Here is a 16,711-nt window from a genome sequence, read left to right on the forward strand (position 1 = left end):
AAAAACCGGGATAACCCCGGTTTTTTAATGTTTTGTTAACAATTTATCAACATCGTTTACATCAATAAAACGATTTACCTTCGTCTGCCATTTTGACTAGGATATCAGCTGGCGCAAATTTGCTATCGATGGTCTCACTGTAATGCTTGAGACGCTGAACTACGGTAGTAATCCCCAGTTTGTCCATGTATCTAAATGGCCCGCCCAAGAATGGTGGGAAGCCGATGCCAAAAATAGCACCGATGTCCCCATCTCGCGCATTGCGGATAACGCCTTCATCGAGACAACGAGCGGCTTCATTCAACATCATAAGTACTGAACGTTCAGCAATTACATCACCACTCAATGATTTATTAGGTGAAATGCCCAGCAATTCATAGACCGACTCATCGACGTCTTTGCCTGGCTTCTTACCCTCATAAAGATAAAAACCTTTTTCGTTCTTTTTACCTTTACGGCCGTCTTCTAGCACTTTGTCAAATGCACTAGGAGCAGTAAACCTTTCACCAAATTGCTCTACCAAGAATGGAATGATCTTGGTGCCCACATCAATTCCCACTTCATCAAGTAATTTCACCGGCCCCACAGGGAAACCAAATTTAACTAATGACTTATCAACATGTTCGATGGGCTCGCCGCCTAACACCATGCAAGCGGCTTCATTCATGTAAGGCGCTAGGATACGGTTTACATAGAACCCTGCTCCGTCTTTCACGACAACAGGCGTTTTCCCCTGACGTTTAGCAAACTCCACCGTTGTAGAAATGGTCTCATCTGAGGTTTTCTCATGCGCGATGACTTCTGCCAAAGGCATTTTATCGACTGGAGAGAAGTAATGCAGGCCAATAACATTTTCTGGTCGCTCTGCCTTGGCCGCGATTTGACCAATTGGAATAGAAGACGTATTCGACGCAAAGATAGTTGATGCCTGACAGTTTTGCTCAATATCCGCAACCATTTGTTGCTTCAATGGCAAATCTTCAAATACCGCCTCAATGACCATATCAACATCTTTATAACCACTGTAATCCGTCGTACCTGTCAGTAATGCGAGTTGTTGCTGCATCTTAGACTTCATCAGGATCTTACGTTTTACACGCTTGTTTAGGATGTCATAGCTATAACGAATCGCATTGGCGATACCGTCTGAACGTATATCCTTGATCCGAGCAGGTACTTTAGCCTTCGTTGCTGTAACGTAAGCAATACCACCGCCCATAAGGCCGCCGCCTAAAACACCAACTTTTTTCACTTTTGCTGGCTCGACTCCTTCTACTCCCTGCTCCTTCTTCATTTCCGTTGTGGCAAAGAAGATATTACGTAACTGGGCTGACTCCGGCGTCATCACTAACTCACCAAAATGCCTCGCTTCTACACGCAAACCGTCTCGCATACCATCACTGATACCCGTTTCAATACAATCGATAATGCGCATAGGCGCTGGGTAATTCCCTTTGGTTTTCGCTAAGGTTTGTTTTCTCGCTTGACCAAACAAGGTATTGCGCCCAAATGGTGTCTCTTCTAGCAAGCGGTTTACTAAAGACAACTTAGGTTTAGTGCGATTCGGTTTACCCTTCTTGGCAAACGATACTGCAACATCAAACAAAATTGACTGTGGCACCATATCATCAACGATACCGTACTTTTTAGCTTGCTTAGCGCGAGTTGGCGCCCCAGTCAGCATCATTTTCATAGCTTGTTGAATACCGATCAAACGAGGTAAGCGCTGAGTACCGCCACTTCCTGGTAACAAGCCCAATTGTACTTCCGGCAATCCTAATTGGGTTTTGTCTGAGTCACTGCAAACGCGATAGTGACATGCTAGCGCTAATTCCAAACCACCACCCAACGCAGGCCCATGGATTGCTGCCACAAATGTCTTAGACATTTTCTCAATGCGATTGAACACTTCCTGCCCACCCGCAGACAAGGCTTCAGCATCAGACGCACTCTCACACGCTGCCAACATACTGATATCAGCACCCGCCACAAAAGAGTCTTTTTTGCCACTTTGCAATACAACCCCGACTATAGCGCTGTCTTTTTCTATCTCATCCAGCACGGCGGTTATTTCGTCACCAAATGCCTGCTTCAATGTATTCATTGATTCGCCAGGCACATCCATGGTTAAAACAGCAACGCCATCGTCACGTTTCTCTAATGTAAATGCACTTGTCATTATTCTGTCTCCACAATCATTGCTGCTGCTAAACCGCCAGCTGCACAGGCCGTCAATAAGCCTGTTCCACCGCCTCTGCGTTGTAATTCATTCAACATTTGCGTAATCATTCGCGTGCCCGTTGCTGCAAATGGGTGGCCGTAGGCGAGAGAGCTTCCCATCACATTAAACTTGTCCATATCTATTTCACCCGTGGCTTTAGAACGTCCGAGCTTCTCTTGTGCAAATTTATCACTGGCAAACATTTTCACATTTGCCAATGTTTGTGCCGCAAATGCTTCGTGCATTTCGATCAGAGTGATGTCACTTAAACTCATACCTGCGCGGTCTAGTGCCATAGGCGTCGCATAAGACGGCCCCATCAGCATATCTTCCCATACATCGATCGCCGCAAACGCATAACTCTTAATGTAACCCAATGGGGTATAACCTAATGCTTTGGCGCGACTTTCGGTCATTAACAACACTGCTGATGCACCATCTGTAAGGGGTGTTGCATTAGCAGCTGTTACCGTTCCGTGCTTACGATCAAAAACAGGCTTAGGCTTAGCGTAACCTTCTAACGTTGAATCAAAGCGTACGTTATTGTCACGCTCTAACGCCCCTTTGAAAGGTTCTGCATATGCGGTCATGACTTCATTCGCCAACTTGCCTTCTTCCCAGCTCTGGGCGGCCAATGTATGACTACGATGCGCTAATTCATCTTGCGCTTGACGTGTAATACCATGTGTTTTGGCCATCTGTTCTGCCGTTTGCCCCATTGACAGGCCTGTGGAATATTCGGCTACTGCCGGCGGAACCGGTGCTAAATCACGCAATGATAAACGTCTAAAAATGGATAATTTTTGCCCCAAAGTTTTGGTTTTTTGTAAATCGACCAAAGCCCTAGCCAAATTCTTGGACACACCAATAGGTGAAACAGACGTTGAGTCAGCGCCACCAGCAACACCCACACTGATATTGCCCGCTAACATAGATTCCGCGATGTTGACGGTAGATTGGAAACTGGTCGCACAGGCTCGTGAGACGCTGTAAGCGTCCGTAGATACTGGCATATTGGTACCAAGTACGATTTCGCGCGCAATATTCGGCGCCTCTGGCATTTGTACAACCTGACCATACACCACTTGCTCAACCCAAGAAGGGTCAACGTTGTTGCGTATTAGTAGTTCATTAACCACCATTTTACCCAGATCAACGGCAGGCACTCCGTGAAAATAGGTCGCCATTTTTGCGAATGGAGTTCTCAATCCGGCAACGATAGCAATACGGTCGCCATCGCGAGTCGTCAGATTCTGTTTCATAGCCATAAGTAGGTCCTTTGATAATTCAAACCAAGTGGTCTGACCTGTAAAGTGTGCAGATTCTTACAAAGTGTGAACGAAATTTCAACGACTATTCGTCGCTATCGTGAATAGTTGAAGCAATCGTTCATACATAATCACTAGAGCATAGTGGCTAAATCCTAATTTTGCTGTTGAGATTTGCCTCATCATCCCTATATGAGGAAAAACAGTGAAACAACATGTGTTTGTCGATCAGTGTGGGTGGATCACCTCGATTGAGTAGACACAGTTAAGCCGCTGGGTTAGTACACTATGAGTGGATGAATTTTCGCTTTCCTACTGAACCAATCACGCTTAGTGTTGACCAAGTGAAGGCGCAAATATTCGATGTGTACGCCAATCGGCTTGCCAACGTGCTAGAAATTAAAGGATTCTATTAATGGCTGTATCGCAGTTTGAACAATTACAACAATACTTAGATTCTCAAATCATTGGTCAACAAGGCTTAACGCGCAACATTCTGATTGCGTTACTGGCAGATGGACACCTATTAGTAGAAGGCCCCCCTGGATTGGCGAAAACACGAGCAGTAAACGCATTGGCCGCTGGTTTGGAAGCTGATTTCCATCGCGTTCAATTTACGCCCGATCTACTGCCAGCGGATCTAACAGGGACTGACATCTATCGACCAGAAACGGGTGAGTTTATCTTTCAGTCTGGTCCTTTGTTCCACAATCTAGTATTGGCTGATGAGATAAACCGAGCTCCCGCTAAAGTACAAAGTGCATTGTTAGAGGCCATGGCCGAGAGACAGATTACGGTAGGTAACAAAACTTACCCCCTATCAGAATTGTTCTTGGTAATGGCTACACAAAACCCGCTCGAACAAGAAGGAACCTATCCGCTGCCGGAAGCACAACTTGATCGCTTTCTGATGCATGTAGAAATCACTTACCCCGATGCGCAAAGTGAATTGCAGATCCTGCGATTGACACGTGACGAAGCCAAACACGTAGAAGTTAAGCCACCTCAAAAGATTACCCAAGCGAACATATTTAGTGCCCGTCAGGAAGTACTTTCACTGCACTTGGCACCGACACTAGAGGAATACATCGTTCAGCTTATCATGGCGACGAGAACCCCAGGTAAGTTTGATACTACGTTAGAGTCAGCTATTGAATTCGGCGCAAGCCCTCGTGCGACCATCGCACTAGAGCGTTGTGCGCGCGCACATGCATGGCTAATGGGACGTGACTTTGTGGGTCCTGATGACATCCAAGCGGTGTTCCACAATGTTATGCGGCATCGCATAATTCTCAGTTATGAAGCGCAAGCCGAGGGGTTGTCGGCTAATCAAGTATTATCACAAGTTCTGAATGCTGTAGCTGTACCATAGGAAAACGCGATGTTTGCGGATCATGCGCTAAAATCATGGCTGACTGACTATAAGACAAATGGCATTTCACTCTGTGTGCCTGAACTGGTGCGTTACAGGCACCACACAAAAGCCCTTGATCTAAGTCCTAAGAAAACACCACAGGCTCGATTAGCAGGTACCTACGTGACCAAACTCAAAGGGCGCGGAATGGAATTTGATGAGTCTCGTCATTATCAAGCGGGTGATGATATTCGAGCGATTGATTGGCGCGTTACTGCTCGCACAGGAAAAACGCATACCAAGGTTTATCGTGAAGAACGCGAGAGGCCTATATACGTTTTTACTGACATGTCGTCATCTATGCAGTTTGGTAGTGCATTTGTTTTTAAATCCATCCAAGCTGCACATTTAAGTACACTTATTGCCTGGTCAGCGGTGGCCCGTGGTGACAAATTGGGTGCCATTTCATTTAACGCACATCAGCACGTGGAGAACAAGCCTAAAAGTCGTCAAAGTGCCGTGTTACAGCATATTCATCAGTTAATTGGTTTACAAAGTGAAGCCATCAACAAACAACATTCTGACTTTAACTTTGACCCGGATCGGCAAGCGGATCAGTTCAGTGCCAATTGCACTCGCCTAATGCGTTTAGCAAAACCCGGAAGTCTGGTTTGGGTTATCAGTGACTTTCAAAATATCAATAAACAAAGTTTAAGAATGCTAGCGGATTTAAATCGACACAGCGAAGTACGCGCTGCAGTGATTTATGATCCTCTCGAAGTAAAGTTACCGGAAACTCACAGCAAACAATCATTGACGATTACCGATGGAAAAGAAAAACGTGGGCTGACATTGGGCGATAACACGGTAACCCAACATTATTCCGCTTGGGCGCAATCAAGAAATGCTAGCCTCAGCCAAGCATTGGAAAAAGCTAAAATTTCGGGGCTACATGTGAGTGCCGGCTCCCCCTTGTTGCAACAACCGTTGCACGTGATAAGAAACAACTATGTAATGGAGCATATTTAGCATGGATCCGCTCGCTCAACTACATGATATATCCCTTGCTCAACCAGTAGATTGGTGGCCCTTAGCATGGGGCTGGTGGGTGGTTATCATCTGCGCGTTAGCCATTACCACCTCACTTATTGTGATCGTTTGGCGTCACCGAAAAAACAATCGTGTGCGCCGCGCGGCGTTAGCGCAAATTGATTCGCTAGATATCAACAGTGATTTTTTAGCCCGTGCAGGCCAAATTAATGCGATTTTGAAACAAGTTGTCCGGCACTACTTTCCTGTTGAAACATCAGTAAGTTTGCATGGGGCTGAGTGGCAGCATTTTATGCAAACCCAGTTACCACAGCGCTACCACAAGCAATTTGTCGCATTATCCGAACATACTTTCACTCTTCACTACAAACCACAAACAGCGGTTAGTAAGGATATTGCAGACGCATATAAAGATGCAGCTCGGTTATGGCTTAAGCATGCAGATTTAAGCAGCTTACAGGGGGCCAGCAATGTTTGAATTTGTTTGGTGGCAAGTGTTTTTTGCTTTACCTCTTCCGCTCGTATTTTGGCTACTCCCCGCTCGTAAGCGACAACAGCAAAGAGCCTTGCGTATGCCATTTATGCCGTCTGAACTGCCGCAAAGTAAAGTATCCCATTCCACTCATTGGTTGACCAAGCTATTACTTATATTGGCTTGGATTGCGCTGGTTACAGCAGCTGCACGACCGCAATGGTTAGGCGACCCCATTAGTATTCCTAATCAGGCTCGTGAAATGATCTTAGCCGTTGATTTATCAGGCAGTATGGAAACTAAAGATATGCAGGTAAATGGTCGTCAGGTTGACCGTTTAGTCATGATCAAAAGCGTACTGGATGATTTTATAGAGCGCCGTGTTGGCGATCGTTTAGGCCTCATTCTTTTTGCCGATACGGCATATTTACAAGCACCTTTAACTTTCGATCGCGAAACAGTTCGGACGTTACTGAATGAATCAGTTATTGGACTGGTCGGTGAACAAACCGCGATTGGTGATGCGATTGGACTTGCCGTGAAACGCTTTCAGGCCAAAGAAGATAGCAATAAAGTTGTTGTACTGCTCACGGATGGCCAAAATACTGCCGGTAATATTTCGCCTGATCAAGCGCTGGAACTGGCCAAAACCGATGGCGTCACCATCTACACGATCGGTGTCGCAGCAGACAGCATGGTAGTGCAAAGCATATTCGGTAGTCGCAGAATCAATCCTGCGCGCGAACTGGATGAAGGTATGTTGAGTCGGCTAGCCAACGAAACCGGTGGGCAGTATTTTAGAGCACGAGATAAAGAAAGCCTCGAGCAAATATATCAGATGCTTGACCAACTTCAGCCCGTAGCGGGTGAAGCCAGAAAGATGCGACCTCAAACAAGTTTATTTATGTATCCTCTTGCCTTGTGCTTTGCGATCACTTTGTTATTAAGTCTTGTTACGCTCATATCTCACCTCATGAGCCCCCTTTCTAAGCGCAATGGCAACGTGTTATCGGGAGATACACAATGACCGAATTATTTGCACACTTTGACTGGAATGCGTTTCACTTCATTAGGCCACAGTGGTTATGGGCGTTATTACCACTGAGCATCATCTTGCTGTTTTTGCACAGAATTAAGCGTTCTGAATCGGGTTGGCAGCACTTTCTCCCTTCACATCTTCAATCCGTCATGTTGAGTGAGGGAGGCCCCGCAACAAAGCATAGGCGGCCCCCATTCGGCCTATTAGCTTTAGGTTGGTTTGTAGGTGTCATATTGCTGGCGGGTCCTACATGGGAACGACTACCACAACCGGTATACAACTTAAAACAAGGTAATGTCATCGTACTCGACATGTCCCTCTCCATGCGCGCGACTGACGTGATACCTGATAGACTAACGCGTGCACGCTTCAAAGCCATCGATCTGGTATCTCAATTAGGTGATGGAGAAGTGGGCATGGTTGCCTATGCCGGAGATGCGTTTGTGATCAGCCCACTAACCGAAGATGCCAATAATCTCGTCGCCATGATCCCAAGTATCAGTCCCGAAATTATGCCGGTCCCTGGTAGCGATCCATTAAGAGGGTTTGAAGTAGCCTCGGAGTTGCTCGCAAATGCAGGGTATCAACAAGGTAATATATTCTGGTTTACTGATGGTATGGAACAACAACAGTTCTCTCGCCTTGCCGAATTCGTTGAAGCTTCACCTTACACCCTTCATGCCCTGGCTATCGGCACGCAAGAAGGTGCGCCGATCAAGCAGCTTAACGGCGAACTACTGAAAGATAACTTTGGCGCCATTGTTGTACCAAGAATGGAGCCGAGTAAAGTTCGAGCAGTCAGTAACCGAAGTGGTGGCAGTTTCGCGCGTCTAACGGCAAGCGACAGTGACATAAAAACCTTACTAGATGCAGCGCAAATGACCATGAATAGCGCCACTGAGCAAGAAGATGACGAGACTAATACGTTGCAAGGCGATAGCTGGAATGATGTCGGCGCTTATCTCGTAGTGTTTTTGCTGCCTCTTGCAGCTTATGCGTTCCGACGTGGGATCTTGATGTGCATTCCTTTGTTGTTCGCAGGGCTAATGCTTAACCCTCAACCCGTTTATGCGCAAAATGTAGCTGCCGATAACGACAGTTCATGGTTGTCACGTATGTTTCAAACAGACGACCAACGTGGTCAGGCCGCATTCGACCAAGCGCAATATGACAAAGCTGCGGAGGCGTTTAGTGACCCCATGTGGCAGGGTTCGGCTCATTACCGCAACCAAGAATTTGAAAAGGCTCTACAAGCCTTTGAACAAGTGAACACGTTAGATGCACTATACAATCAAGGCAATGCACTGGCGAAGCTCGGTCGTCTTGAAGAAGCTATTGATAAATACCAACAAGTGCTTGATACGCAGCCAGACCATCAGTTTGCAAAGGAAAACAAAGCACTATTAGAAGAGTTGTTAAAGCAACAAGAACAACAGCAGCAAGACAATCAGCAGCAATCTTCTGACGAGCAGCAAGACTCACAAAACTCGGATAGCGAGCAACAATCACAATCCTCAAATAGCAGTGGTTCCCAGCAACAGCAAGAGCAACAGGAGTCGTCGCAATCAGAGAATGAGGATCAATCGTCAGACGAGAGCCAGAATAACGATCAACAAAATGCACAATCATCTGATCAAAGTCAGGCAGATGACGCGCCTATGCGTGAACAACAACCACAGCCCCCAAATGATAGCGCCGAAGAAAACTCAGAAGAGAGCGAACAGCAAGAAACAAGCTCTCAGCAGCAAAATGAAGAACAACAACAGCCTGCGTCAGAAGAGCCTTTGACGGGAAATGCACAACAAGCAGAAGAGCCATTGAGTGACGAAGAACGTGAGGCGATGCAAAGAATGCAAACTTTGCTGCGTAAAATTCCAGACGATCCCGCGTTTCTGTTACAACGCAAAATGCAACTTGAGAGCCAGCAGCGCAGACGAGAGCGTGCGCCGCCGAGCCAATCTAACGAATGGTAACCCAATGAGAACATCCCAGAATTTATTTTGTATGCACAAGTTTGAGGATATTTGCGAATGATGCCAATGAAATTGTGTTGCTTCAAAAGCTACCGTATTGGGCAATTAATGCTGGCTATTGTATTCATGATGTTCAGCGCTTTCGCCCATGCTGAGGTTACCTCCGTTATCACTCAAGTGGATAAAAACCCGGTTATGCTGGATGAATCCTTTACGCTCTCAGTAACCGCTGACGGTGACGTTGACCGCAACGCCTTTGACTCTTCGTTTTTACTGAAAGACTTTGTTGTTGGACAAACATCCGTCAGTAGTCAGACCCGCATGGTTAACTTTAAAACGTCACGCTCTACGACTTGGAGCGTTATCCTTTTCCCGCGTGCAGTCGGCGAATACACAATACCACCGGTAACCATTGAAGGGCATTCAAGTGCTCCTATCAAACTATCAGTGGTTCCGGTCAGCAATGTGAATGGTCAGGAAACTCGCGATATATTTGTTACTACCGAAATGGACAGCAACGAAGTGTATATCCACCAACAAGTTCGCTATACCGTGAAACTGTATTTAGCAAAAGACATCGAACGAGGTAGCTTGCAAGCGCCTGAACTAGAAGATGCAGAAATCCGTCAAATAGGAAAAGACGCAGAATACAGTGAAATAGTGAACGGTAAACGCTACCGCATTATAGAGCGCACCTTTGCAGTATTACCGCAGAAATCTGGCGACTTCACGATTAATGGCCCCGTTTTTCAAGGTGAAGTTATTGCGAATACGAATCAGAGTTTTGGTTTTTTTAACCGCACACAAACGGTAAACCGTGTTGGCCCTCCACAAACATTAACCGTTTTACCTGCTCCAGCGAGTATCGCGGGTACTTTTTTACCCAGCGAATTTGTCGACATATCTGAGGAATGGAGCGGTGATATTGAGAATTGGACTGTCGGGGAACCGATTACGCGCACGCTGACACTGACGGCGGTAGGTTTAACCGACACCGCACTGCCAGAGATTGACGACCGTTATCCTCCGAGCATTAAAACCTATCCAGATCAGGCCAACACTACCAGCGCTGAAAACGCGCAAAGTATTGTCGCACAGCGTACCGAAAGCATTGCGTTAATACCTTCTCAGGCGGGAAAGTTCGTGTTGCTACCTGTCGAAATAGAATGGTTCAATGTAGTCACGAAGCAAACGGAAAAAGTCGTCATCCCAGCCCGTACCATTGAAATCAAAGCCGCATCGAATAGTAACTCTACTGCAAATGCAATCACCTCTGGTGCGGGGCAAGATGATGGGACAACCTCAGCAATAGAAGATAATAAAGCGACTACCCCCTCACTCAATCAAGCTCAGCAAGATAGCGCTTTGGTTGGCCCCTCTCCTATTTTCGAATGGAGATGGTCAAACGGATGGATGTGGACAACAGGACTGTTTGCAGCACTAAGCCTCATCTTAATCTACAGGCGGCCAACAATAGTTCAGACGCCTCAAATACGAGAGCAACAAGTCGATAAAATGTCAGAAAAACTCGCTTGGCAATCGTTATGCGGAGCGCTTAAATCAAAACATAAAGAGCAAATTGCCAAATCCCTTCTCGCTTGGATAAACAGTTTGTCTGATAAAACGTTTATTGCTCTACCTCACGCGTTAGATTGGATCAACGATGACGGGCTGGCTCAATTAGTCCAGCAGATGATGGAAAGTCAGTATTCCAATGTTCAGCAAAACTGGCGCGCTGATCAATTGCAGAAACATTTAACTGCACTGCGAAAACAAAGGACCAATAAAAGTACATCAGGTGACCTACCTGAGCTCTACCCCTCTTGAGCATGTATCTGTGAGCAAGGTTTATATCATGTAAATATGACACGAAGGGTGACGTCACCTTTGCTTAGAACCAAGTCAAAATGAGCAGAAAAGCGCTTTTAGCAGCGCTTTTCTGCTGTATAGTGAAAGCATAAACCTCAACTTTCACGCTCAAGTGGAAATTTTCATGTTTTCTCGAAAGAAAAATAAAGAGGCGCCGGTCTCAATAGACATGATAAGCAAGCATCAGCGCTATGAAGCGCTCGTTAATGCCACGCACAGTGACATATTTCGCTATGCGTATTGGCTGATTAGGGATAAAGCGATTGCCGAAGACGTTGTGCAAGAGACATACCTGCGTGCATGGAAATCGCTGGATTCGCTTCAAGATCCCAAAGCGGCTAAATCATGGTTAATTACGATATTACGACGTGAAAATGCGCGTCGCTTTGAGCGAAAGCAATTTGATCTCGTCGATATAGATGATGTCAGCGTAGAAGATGAAAGCCCTGCCAACGAAACAGAGCTTGAACATGCAGAACTACGGAAATTGATGGCGGGCTTGAGTGAAGAATACAGAGAGCCGCTAATGCTACAAATCATATTTGGTTATAGCGGTGAAGAAATAGCGGAACAGTTAGGGTTGAACAAGAATACTGTCATGACACGACTGTTTAGAGCGCGAAATCAGTTAAAAGAGGCATTAGACGTTAGCAATGAATCGAGAGGTCAACACAATGGATGAGTTAGAGTTCAGAAGAGTCGTGTATTCTGATCCGAATACACAAGATCCACGTGTTTTAGCAGCAATACAGGCCGATCCTGCCAAAAAGGCATTTGTGGAAGAGTTAAAAGCTCTAGATGAACAATTGCTTGCTGCAAGTAAAGTTCCCGTGCCGGAAACACTGGCAAGCAAACTCATTTGGCAAGGAACCATCTCTGATTACGCGTCGCATAAAAAGCGTACCCGTGTTTATTTGAGTATGGCCGCTTCCGTCGCGTTTGTGGTCGGTATTAGCTTTACGCTATGGCATCAACAAACGGGTGATATCGGGCAAGAAGCCTTGGCTCATATGTACTACACAGAAGCCAGTGAAGGGCCTCGCGCCACGACTGTTTCGTTAACCCAAGTTAATGATAGATTGTCGGGATTTGGCGCCACATTAGTCGGTGACATCGGCGTGCTTAAGTCTGCCAATTATTGCACTTTAGACGCCATTAAATCATTGCACCTTATCGTTGAAACCAGTGAAGGTTTGGTATCTGTCTTTGTTTTACCAGAAGACAAGTCTCACAACGTGCTAACAGCTTTTTCTGACTATAAATATGCCGGAGAAATCCTCAAGCCTGAAAGAGCGAATGTATTGATCGTCGGAGAAAAACAGCAAAACCTATCCAAAATTAAGCAGGATGTTGCTGAAAAGCTACTATTCTCTGCATAGCGCCTAAAGGAGCGCCTATTTTTAGGGCGCTCTTGTAGGCTTTTCACGCACCCTGTGTATCCTTTCACCTCATTTAAATAAGCTAACGATTCACGGTACTTTCCAGCGCTGAATCCTGTTATGCTCTAACGCCATATAAATAATAACGATAATATTATGGCAACTGGCACTCTCATATCCCTATCCTTGTATTTTCTCGCGATGCTCGCAATTGGCCTTTGGGCCTACCGTAAAAACGAAGTCAGTGTTGAAGGCTACATGCTCGGTGGTCGTCAGTTAAGCCCTTCAGTTACCGCGCTATCTGCTGGTGCGTCGGATATGAGCGGCTGGATGTTAATGGGCCTACCTGGAGCCATGTACGTCTCGGGCCTGTCAGCAAGTTGGATTGCGATTGGTCTAACCCTTGGTGCACTGTTGAATTACATCCTTGTTGCCCCCCGACTTCGCGTATTTACCGAGGTCGCCAATAACTCCATTACGCTACCAGACTTTTTTGAGAACCGTTTCAATGATCATTCTCGAGTATTAAGGATCGTGGCTGCAGTTGTCATTGTTATTTTCTTTACCTTATACACGTCTTCTGGATTAGTGGCAGGCGGCAAGCTATTTGAGTCATCATTTGGTTATAGCTATCACCTCGGCATATTTATCACTGCCAGTGTTGTTGTTATTTACACTCTTTTTGGTGGATTTATGGCGGTAAGCGTCACTGATTTCGTACAAGGGTGTATCATGATCATAGCCTTGGTTATGGTGCCAACCGTCGTGATGTTTGAGTTAGGTGGAATAAATCAAACTCTAAGCGCCATTGAACAGTTTTCTCCTACGGCGTTGTCCATCTGGACAGATATGAGCAATTCACAGGCGTTGTCAGTCATAGGCGTGATATCACTGATGTCTTGGGGATTAGGCTATTTTGGGCAACCGCATATCATTGTGAGGTTTATGGCCATTCGTTCCGTCAAAGATATCCCTACCGCGCGTAACATCGGTATGAGCTGGATGATTATCTCTTTGATTGGGGCTTTATCAACTGGCCTATTTGGCGCTGTATGGATCGATGCTAATGGGATAAACCTTGCTGATCCCGAAACCGTATTTATCTATTTAGGGCAACTGTTGTTCCACCCATTGATTGGTGGTTTTCTACTTGCTGCTATTTTAGCTGCAATCATGAGCACGATATCATCTCAGTTGCTCGTCACCTCAAGCTCGTTAGCCAACGACCTATACGCCTCGTTAGCAAACAAGCAAGCTTCACAAGCACATTTGGTTTTAGCCGGCAGGATTGCCGTCATAATCGTAGCATTAGTGGCGATTGGATTAGCATTTGACCAAACGTCAACGATTTTATCTCTTGTGAGTAACGCATGGGCCGGATTTGGCGCAGCATTTGGACCATTAGTGATACTTTCTTTGTTCAGTAAGAAAATGTCGCGAGTTGCTGCTATTGCCGGTATGATTTCAGGTGCAGCAACGGTGCTTATTTGGATTTATGCGCCTATCACCATTGAAGGCCAGTCATTAAGCAGTTGGATCTATGAAATCGTGCCAGGCTTTATTGTGAGTATGACAACCATTGTTATCGTAAGTGCATGGAAACCGTGCAAAGATCCTCAAGTCATGGCGCACTTTGAGCAATTTGAGCTATCAATTAAGCAGTAGTTAGAAAAAAAAGTTATTAAGACGCGGCAGATTGAGCGATATACATACTGATTAAAGTGATATAGTTCTATGTATAGAACTACAAGCTATAAAAAGTATGGAGAGTAGCACTGAAATGACCGCGTCAATTCCTCATTTAACCCATTTAAAAGAGCTGGAAGCTGAAAGTATTCATATCTTTCGTGAAGTTGCAGCCGAATTTGATAACCCTGTCATGCTTTACTCTGTTGGTAAAGATTCTTCGGTACTGCTGCATTTGGCGCGCAAAGCCTTCGCACCGGGCAAGATCCCATTCCCGTTGCTGCATGTTGATACTACCTGGAAGTTCCGTGAAATGATTGAGTTTCGCGACCATATGGCGAAAAAGTATGAACTGAATCTTTTAGTGCATACTAACCCTGAGGGTATCGAACACAACATCAATCCTTTTGATCACGGCAGCGCAAAGCACACCGATATCATGAAAACAGCGGCCTTAAAACAAGCGTTAGACAAATATAAATTTGACGCTGCATTCGGTGGCGCTCGTCGCGATGAAGAAAAGTCTCGTGCGAAAGAGCGTGTTTACTCATTCCGTGATGAAAACCACCGCTGGGATCCAAAGAATCAGCGTCCAGAGCTGTGGAATATTTATAACAGCCAAATTAACAAAGGTGAAAGCATCCGCGTGTTCCCAATGTCAAACTGGACTGAATTAGATATTTGGCAGTATATCTATTTAGAAAATATTGAAATCCCTTCACTTTACTTGTCTAAGCCTCGCCCAGTTGTGGAGCGTGATGGCGTGCTCATCATGGTCGATGATGACCGTATGCCTTTGCATGAAGGTGAAGAGCCACAAATGCGCTCAGTTCGCTTTAGAACCCTAGGCTGTTATCCACTGACAGGTGCAGTTGAGTCAGAAGCAAGTACCCTACCTGAAGTTATTCAGGAAATGCTGTTAACCAAAACCTCTGAACGTCAGGGCCGTGTTATTGACCATGACTCGTCAGGCTCTATGGAGAAGAAGAAAATGGAGGGTTACTTCTAATGTCTACCAATATCGTGTGGCATCAACATGCCGTCGACAAGAAGCGTCGTGCTGAAGCATTGGGGCAAACACCCCGCGTGCTTTGGTTTACTGGGCTTAGCGGCTCAGGTAAGTCAACCATCGCTAACTTGTTGGAGCAAAAACTAAGCGCCGAGCAAAAGCGCACGTATTTACTCGATGGCGATAATGTGCGCCATGGACTATGCGGTGACCTTGGCTTCACAGCTCAAGATCGCGTGGAAAATATTCGTCGCATCAGCGAAGTCAGTAAACTTTTCGTTGATGCCGGCCTGATTGTAATTACGGCGTTTATTTCACCGTTTAGAGCCGATCGCGATTTTTGTCGCAAGTTGCTTGAATCTAACGAGTTTGTTGAAGTATTTGTTGATACTCCTATTGAAGTGTGTGAGGCCCGAGACCCTAAAGGCTTATACAAAAAAGCACGCAGTGGCGATATTAAAGACTTTACTGGTATAGATGCGGAATATGAAGCGCCAAACGCGCCCGAAATCCATTTGCACTACAAAGATGAAACCGCCGAAGAAACAGTAGAGCGCTTATACGCTCTTCTCGTTGAAAAGGGGTTAGTGTAATGAGTCAAATCGCACTAATGGAACAGGTGCTGGATATTGCTAAAGCCGCGGGTGAAAAAATCATGACGATCTATGCGCGTGATTTTGAAGTCATGGATAAGTCTGATCAAAGCCCACTCACTGAAGCTGACTTAGCTGCCCACAATACGATTTGTGACAGCCTAACTGCCATTTCAGACCTACCCATTTTGTCTGAAGAATCAGCCAGTATTGATTGGAATGAACGCAAACAGTGGAACGAATACTGGTTAGTAGATCCACTTGACGGTACCAAAGAGTTCATTAAAAAGAACGGTGAGTTTACGGTCAATATTGCCCTGATCAAAGATGGCGAACCTGTTTTAGGCGTCGTTTATGCCCCAGCGCTAGAGCAATCATTCGTCGGTGTTGTCGGCGAAGGCGCGTGGCGAGAGAAAAATGGCCAACGCGTGTCTGTTATTGCCAAGCCTCACGTCGTGGGTGAAACCTGGAAAGTGGTCGGTAGTCGCTCTCATCAGAGTCCGGAAATTCAATCGCTTTTAGCCGCTTTACCGGGTGAAACTGAACTTGTAGCAATGGGCAGTTCTTTGAAGCTTTGCCTCGTTGCTTGCAATGAAGCGCATTTGTATCCGCGTATCGGACCAACGTCAGAGTGGGATACTGCTGCAGCGCACGCATTTGTATTAGCGGCCGGAGCCTCAGTTACCGTACTGAGCGACTCATCGCCAGCAGAAGACGTATTAGCGGAGCAGCGCCCTGCACTACGTTACAACCAAAAAGAATCTCTATTGAACCCCTATTTTTTAGTGAGCTGTTAAG

Annotated in this window: 14 protein-coding genes; 12 read left to right on the top strand and 2 right to left on the bottom strand. The window is 45.8% G+C overall.

Annotated elements, in window-relative coordinates:
- Window positions 1-61: 61 nt before the first annotated feature.
- On the bottom strand, window positions 62-2,179 hold the full coding sequence (gene fadJ, locus CSH93_RS04440; RefSeq protein WP_100641983.1) for a fatty acid oxidation complex subunit alpha FadJ: 2,118 nt from the start codon (window positions 2,177-2,179) through the stop codon (window positions 62-64).
- Window positions 2,179-3,489: an acetyl-CoA C-acyltransferase FadI gene (gene fadI, locus CSH93_RS04445; RefSeq protein ID WP_100641984.1), complete on the bottom strand. Its 1,311-nt coding sequence runs from the start codon at window positions 3,487-3,489 to the stop codon at window positions 2,179-2,181. Before fadI ends, fadJ begins: the two co-directional genes overlap by 1 nt.
- Before the next feature lie 415 nt (window positions 3,490-3,904).
- Here fadI and CSH93_RS04450 point away from each other — a divergent pair, with 415 nt between their 5' ends.
- From CSH93_RS04450 to cysQ, 12 genes are all read left to right on the top strand, one after another.
- Window positions 3,905-4,861, top strand: coding sequence for an AAA family ATPase (locus CSH93_RS04450; RefSeq protein WP_100641985.1), 957 nt, complete (start codon window positions 3,905-3,907; stop codon window positions 4,859-4,861).
- A gap of 9 nt (window positions 4,862-4,870) precedes the next feature.
- Complete coding sequence (locus tag CSH93_RS04455) at window positions 4,871-5,872, top strand: DUF58 domain-containing protein (RefSeq protein WP_100641986.1); 1,002 nt, start codon at window positions 4,871-4,873, stop codon at window positions 5,870-5,872.
- A 1-nt stretch (window position 5,873) separates the two neighbouring features.
- The gene (locus tag CSH93_RS04460; protein WP_100641987.1) at window positions 5,874-6,371 is read left to right on the top strand and encodes a DUF4381 domain-containing protein; all 498 of its coding nucleotides are present in this window, start codon (window positions 5,874-5,876) and stop codon (window positions 6,369-6,371) included.
- Window positions 6,364-7,392, top strand: coding sequence for a vWA domain-containing protein (locus CSH93_RS04465; protein ID WP_100641988.1), 1,029 nt, complete (start codon window positions 6,364-6,366; stop codon window positions 7,390-7,392). Before CSH93_RS04460 ends, CSH93_RS04465 begins: the two co-directional genes overlap by 8 nt.
- On the top strand, window positions 7,389-9,377 hold the full coding sequence (locus CSH93_RS04470) for a vWA domain-containing protein (protein ID WP_100641989.1): 1,989 nt from the start codon (window positions 7,389-7,391) through the stop codon (window positions 9,375-9,377). The genes CSH93_RS04465 and CSH93_RS04470 overlap by 4 nt, the downstream gene beginning before the upstream one ends.
- A 57-nt stretch (window positions 9,378-9,434) precedes the next feature.
- Window positions 9,435-11,204: a BatD family protein gene (locus CSH93_RS04475; protein WP_100641990.1), complete on the top strand. Its 1,770-nt coding sequence runs from the start codon at window positions 9,435-9,437 to the stop codon at window positions 11,202-11,204.
- A gap of 166 nt (window positions 11,205-11,370) precedes the next feature.
- On the top strand, window positions 11,371-11,928 hold the full coding sequence (locus CSH93_RS04480; protein WP_100641991.1) for a sigma-70 family RNA polymerase sigma factor: 558 nt from the start codon (window positions 11,371-11,373) through the stop codon (window positions 11,926-11,928).
- The gene (locus tag CSH93_RS04485; protein WP_164078293.1) at window positions 11,921-12,625 is read left to right on the top strand and encodes a DUF3379 family protein; all 705 of its coding nucleotides are present in this window, start codon (window positions 11,921-11,923) and stop codon (window positions 12,623-12,625) included. Before CSH93_RS04480 ends, CSH93_RS04485 begins: the two co-directional genes overlap by 8 nt.
- Window positions 12,626-12,781: 156 nt before the next feature.
- Window positions 12,782-14,290: a sodium/proline symporter PutP gene (gene putP / locus CSH93_RS04490; RefSeq protein ID WP_100641993.1), complete on the top strand. Its 1,509-nt coding sequence runs from the start codon at window positions 12,782-12,784 to the stop codon at window positions 14,288-14,290.
- 97 nt (window positions 14,291-14,387) lie between these two features.
- Window positions 14,388-15,320 (top strand): sulfate adenylyltransferase subunit CysD, encoded by a 933-nt coding sequence (gene cysD, locus CSH93_RS04495; RefSeq protein WP_100641994.1) that lies wholly within the window; start codon window positions 14,388-14,390, stop codon window positions 15,318-15,320.
- On the top strand, window positions 15,320-15,913 hold the full coding sequence (gene cysC, locus CSH93_RS04500; protein ID WP_100641995.1) for an adenylyl-sulfate kinase: 594 nt from the start codon (window positions 15,320-15,322) through the stop codon (window positions 15,911-15,913). The genes cysD and cysC overlap by 1 nt, the downstream gene beginning before the upstream one ends.
- A complete protein-coding gene (cysQ, locus tag CSH93_RS04505; RefSeq protein ID WP_100641996.1) occupies window positions 15,913-16,710 on the top strand; it encodes a 3'(2'),5'-bisphosphate nucleotidase CysQ in 798 nt (265 codons plus the stop codon). Before cysC ends, cysQ begins: the two co-directional genes overlap by 1 nt.
- The last annotated feature ends 1 nt before the right edge of the window (window position 16,711 follow it).

It is taken from the genome of Neoalteromonas facilis, from assembly GCF_002807665.1.
Taxonomy (GTDB): domain Bacteria; phylum Pseudomonadota; class Gammaproteobacteria; order Enterobacterales; family Alteromonadaceae; genus Alteromonas_E; species Alteromonas_E facilis.

Bases quoted from the DNA above. Each gene is read 5' to 3' on its own strand.
- CSH93_RS04455 (WP_100641986.1), top strand. From the start codon at position 4,871: ATGTTTGCGGATCATGCGCTAAAATCATGGCTGACTGACTATAAGACA.
- CSH93_RS04460 (WP_100641987.1), top strand. From the start codon at position 5,874: ATGGATCCGCTCGCTCAACTACATGATATATCCCTTGCTCAACCAGTA.
- CSH93_RS04450 (WP_100641985.1), top strand. From the start codon at position 3,905: ATGGCTGTATCGCAGTTTGAACAATTACAACAATACTTAGATTCTCAA.
- CSH93_RS04475 (WP_100641990.1), top strand. From the start codon at position 9,435: ATGATGCCAATGAAATTGTGTTGCTTCAAAAGCTACCGTATTGGGCAA.
- CSH93_RS04480 (WP_100641991.1), top strand. From the start codon at position 11,371: ATGTTTTCTCGAAAGAAAAATAAAGAGGCGCCGGTCTCAATAGACATG.
- cysQ (WP_100641996.1), top strand. From the start codon at position 15,913: ATGAGTCAAATCGCACTAATGGAACAGGTGCTGGATATTGCTAAAGCC.
- fadJ (WP_100641983.1), bottom strand. From the start codon at position 2,179: ATGACAAGTGCATTTACATTAGAGAAACGTGACGATGGCGTTGCTGTT.
- cysC (WP_100641995.1), top strand. From the start codon at position 15,320: ATGTCTACCAATATCGTGTGGCATCAACATGCCGTCGACAAGAAGCGT.
- cysD (WP_100641994.1), top strand. From the start codon at position 14,388: ATGGAGAGTAGCACTGAAATGACCGCGTCAATTCCTCATTTAACCCAT.
- CSH93_RS04485 (WP_164078293.1), top strand. From the start codon at position 11,921: ATGGATGAGTTAGAGTTCAGAAGAGTCGTGTATTCTGATCCGAATACA.
- CSH93_RS04470 (WP_100641989.1), top strand. From the start codon at position 7,389: ATGACCGAATTATTTGCACACTTTGACTGGAATGCGTTTCACTTCATT.
- fadI (WP_100641984.1), bottom strand. From the start codon at position 3,489: ATGGCTATGAAACAGAATCTGACGACTCGCGATGGCGACCGTATTGCT.
- CSH93_RS04465 (WP_100641988.1), top strand. From the start codon at position 6,364: ATGTTTGAATTTGTTTGGTGGCAAGTGTTTTTTGCTTTACCTCTTCCG.
- putP (WP_100641993.1), top strand. From the start codon at position 12,782: ATGGCAACTGGCACTCTCATATCCCTATCCTTGTATTTTCTCGCGATG.